The 2,858-nt window shown below is 33.8% G+C and carries 5 protein-coding genes and 1 pseudogene; all 6 read right to left on the bottom strand.

What is annotated here, in order from left to right; all coding sequences use genetic code 11:
* A pseudogene (locus AB4Y90_RS17215) lies at positions 1-138 on the bottom strand (transposase); the annotation flags it as partial.
* A gap of 119 nt (positions 139-257) precedes the next feature.
* Positions 258-761, bottom strand: coding sequence for a DinB family protein (locus AB4Y90_RS17210; RefSeq protein WP_441558792.1), 504 nt, complete (start codon positions 759-761; stop codon positions 258-260).
* A gap of 78 nt (positions 762-839) precedes the next feature.
* A complete protein-coding gene (locus tag AB4Y90_RS17205) occupies positions 840-1,031 on the bottom strand; it encodes a GNAT family N-acetyltransferase (RefSeq protein ID WP_441558791.1) in 192 nt (63 codons plus the stop codon).
* Between the two features lie 58 nt (positions 1,032-1,089).
* Positions 1,090-1,281: a hypothetical protein gene (locus tag AB4Y90_RS17200; protein WP_441558790.1), complete on the bottom strand. Its 192-nt coding sequence runs from the start codon at positions 1,279-1,281 to the stop codon at positions 1,090-1,092.
* Between the two features lie 55 nt (positions 1,282-1,336).
* Entirely contained in the window at positions 1,337-1,816 is a 480-nt protein-coding gene (locus AB4Y90_RS17195; protein WP_441558789.1) for a nuclear transport factor 2 family protein, read from the bottom strand.
* A gap of 121 nt (positions 1,817-1,937) precedes the next feature.
* The coding region (locus tag AB4Y90_RS17190; RefSeq protein ID WP_441558788.1) for a trans-sulfuration enzyme family protein at positions 1,938-2,858 on the bottom strand (921 nt) is incomplete at its 5' end.

Below are 2,858 nucleotides of genomic sequence, written 5' to 3'. Positions count from 1 at the left end.
ATCTAAATAAATACTTTTTTCCGATGCATTTTCTTTGATATGTTTCCAAATTTTAATTCTTAATTCCGGAGTATTGAGATAAGGAATTCTGTTTCTCGTCGAAAAAACGATATGAATATAAATTTTAATAAATGACATTTGTGTTGTTTTGCCAAAAATATAAATTTCTTTTTTAAGTTTTGGCTAAARCCAATTAGATTGTATTGTAATTAGAAAACGGGCTAAAGCCCGTTCCTATTGATAAAAATAATGTATTTTCACAACTTCGGCAAATATCTTTCTTCAATTACATTCAGATGATGAAGATTGTGACCAACAATCAATTTTCCTATAGTTTCCACAGAAATTTGGTTTCCATTGGCTGTTCCGATATTATTTAAAACAGAAGGATTAAAAGTTTCCATCAGAATTTGAGACGATTTTCTCACTAGTTGATATTCTTCCACCAAAGAATTTAAACTTCTTTCGTTTGCAAAAGAGTTTTGAGCATACAATTCTTCATCAAAACCGGGCAGATTCTTTTCTTCACCTCTTGCAATCGCCAGAATCCTGTATTGAAAAACCCTTTCGGTGTCTGATAAGTGAAGAAGCACTTCTTTCAGCGTCCATTTTCCTTCTGCATAAGCAAAATGCGATTGCTCTTCAGAAATTTTTGAATAAATATCTATAGTTTTTTCAGCAGAATTTTTCAGCTCTTCCAGCCAGTTTTCAGATGGAATCAGGTCTAAATATCTTTGAATGTATTTTTGAAAATCCGTCATAATTTTTAAAATTTAACAATATAGCAGTCTAACAATGCAACAATCATTGGTAAACTGTTAAATTGATACATTGTTATATTAAATTTTGTTTGTCCATTCGTAGAAATTCACCTCATCGTAAATTTCAAATCCGCAACTTGGGTAGAGCCGGTTTCCAATTTCATTGGATTTTCCTGTTTCAAGAAGAACTCCTGCTGCATCAGTAGATTTTGCCAATTCTTTTGATGCTTCAATTAACTGCTTTGAAAAACCTTTTCCGAAAATTTTCATTTACAAAAAGATCGTTTAGCAGCCAATAACGTTTCATTCTTGTTGACGAAAATAATGGTTACAGCTGAACAAAACCAACTAATTTCCCTTCATTTTCAGCAACAAAAATTTCAGAATCTTTGTTTTCAATTCTCTCAGTTAAAAACTTTTCAGCAGCAGGAATATCGGAATCTTTATGGTAAAAAATCCTGTATTGGTCGAATAATTCAGATAATTGCTTTAAGTCTTTAATTTCGGCTTTTCTTGTCATTTTTTATTGAAATTAAAAAAACTTTGTCAAAGATTTAAACTTTGACAAAGTGAGTTTACAAATGATGGTCGTAGCTCAGAACGCGTTTCATTTTCCAGTTTTTGTTTTCCAGAATCCATAAAATGGTAAATTTTGCACGGCTTCCTTTGTTCCATTTTCCCTGATACAATTCGGCAAAATCATGCTCTCCTTCCTGTATGAAAGCGTACAGAACATTATTATTGTATAAAGGGTAAACCTTCATGCTACCCGGAACCAATTCGCGTTTTATTTTATTGGGTCCGCCGCAAATATTATTTTTAATAGATGCCGTGAAAGCTGTCTTTCCTGAAGTAATTCCGCCTTTGTCGTGGTAAAATTCAAGGTCGTCACTCACGATAGAATCATAATGAGAAAGATCACATTTATTAAATCCGATATCGAATATCAAACTGTCTAATTTTTTTGCCGTTTTATACAATTCGTCGGTATTTTTTACTTGAGAATATACAACCTGACTAAAAATTAATAGCAATATAATCTGAATCTTTCTCATTATGTTTTATTTTATTTACGCTTTGTCATTCTGACGAAGGAAGAATCTGTTTTTAAATATATAGATTCTTCACTCCACTTTGTTGCGTTCTGAATGACAAAGCGTCAATTATTAAATTAAATTAAGAAAAAGCTCTTTCCAAGTCTGCGATCAGATCTTCCGCATCTTCGATTCCTACACTTAAACGAACCAAATCGTCAGTAATTCCCAATTCCGCACGTTTTTCAGCAGGAATTGAAGCGTGAGTCATCAAAGCAGGGTGATTTGCCAAAGATTCTACTCCACCCAAAGATTCAGCCAGTGTGAAAACTCTTACTTTTTCAAGAAACTTAATGGCATCTTCTTTTTTACCAGATTTAAAAGTAAAAGAAACCATTCCTCCGAAATCCTTCATCTGAGATTTTGCCAATTCATATTGCGGGTGAGATTCTAAACCCGGATAAATTACTTCAGCCACTGAAGGATGGGTTTCAAGGTATTTTGCAACTGCCATTCCGTTTTCAGAATGTCTCTGAACTCTTAATGCCAAAGTTTTAATTCCTCTCAACACCAAATAAGAATCGTGAGGTCCTAAAATTCCACCGCTCGCAAACTGAATGAAGTGAAGTTTTTCTCCCAATTCAGCATCTTTTGCTACCAACGCTCCCGCAATAACATCAGAGTGACCCCCTAAATATTTTGTAGCAGAATGCATTACAATGTCTGCTCCCAAATCGATGGGTCTTTGAAGATAAGGTGTTGCAAAAGTATTATCAACTGCAACCAGAATATCTTTTCCTTTTGCAATTTCTACAACTGCTTTGATATCCACCAATTTCATTAACGGATTGGTCGGAGTTTCTACCCAGATCAGTTTCGTTTTATCTGTGATTACGTCTGCAATTTTAGAAACATCATCAAAATTCACGAAGGTAAATTTCAACTGATATTTTTCGAAAAGTCTGGTAAACATTCTGTACGTTCCACCGTATAAATCATCAACTGCAATGACCTCATCACCCGGATTTAATAATTTTAAAACACAGTCGATTGCTGCCAAACC

It is taken from the genome of Chryseobacterium sp. 2TAF14, from assembly GCF_052115105.1.
GTDB lineage: Bacteria > Bacteroidota > Bacteroidia > Flavobacteriales > Weeksellaceae > Chryseobacterium.
This window is presented reverse-complemented; position numbering and strand designations above follow the sequence as displayed.

Bases quoted from the DNA above. Each gene is read 5' to 3' on its own strand.
- AB4Y90_RS17210 (WP_441558792.1), bottom strand. From the start codon at position 761: ATGACGGATTTTCAAAAATACATTCAAAGATATTTAGACCTGATTCCA.
- AB4Y90_RS17205 (WP_441558791.1), bottom strand. From the start codon at position 1,031: ATGAAAATTTTCGGAAAAGGTTTTTCAAAGCAGTTAATTGAAGCATCA.
- AB4Y90_RS17200 (WP_441558790.1), bottom strand. From the start codon at position 1,281: ATGACAAGAAAAGCCGAAATTAAAGACTTAAAGCAATTATCTGAATTA.
- AB4Y90_RS17195 (WP_441558789.1), bottom strand. From the start codon at position 1,816: ATGAGAAAGATTCAGATTATATTGCTATTAATTTTTAGTCAGGTTGTA.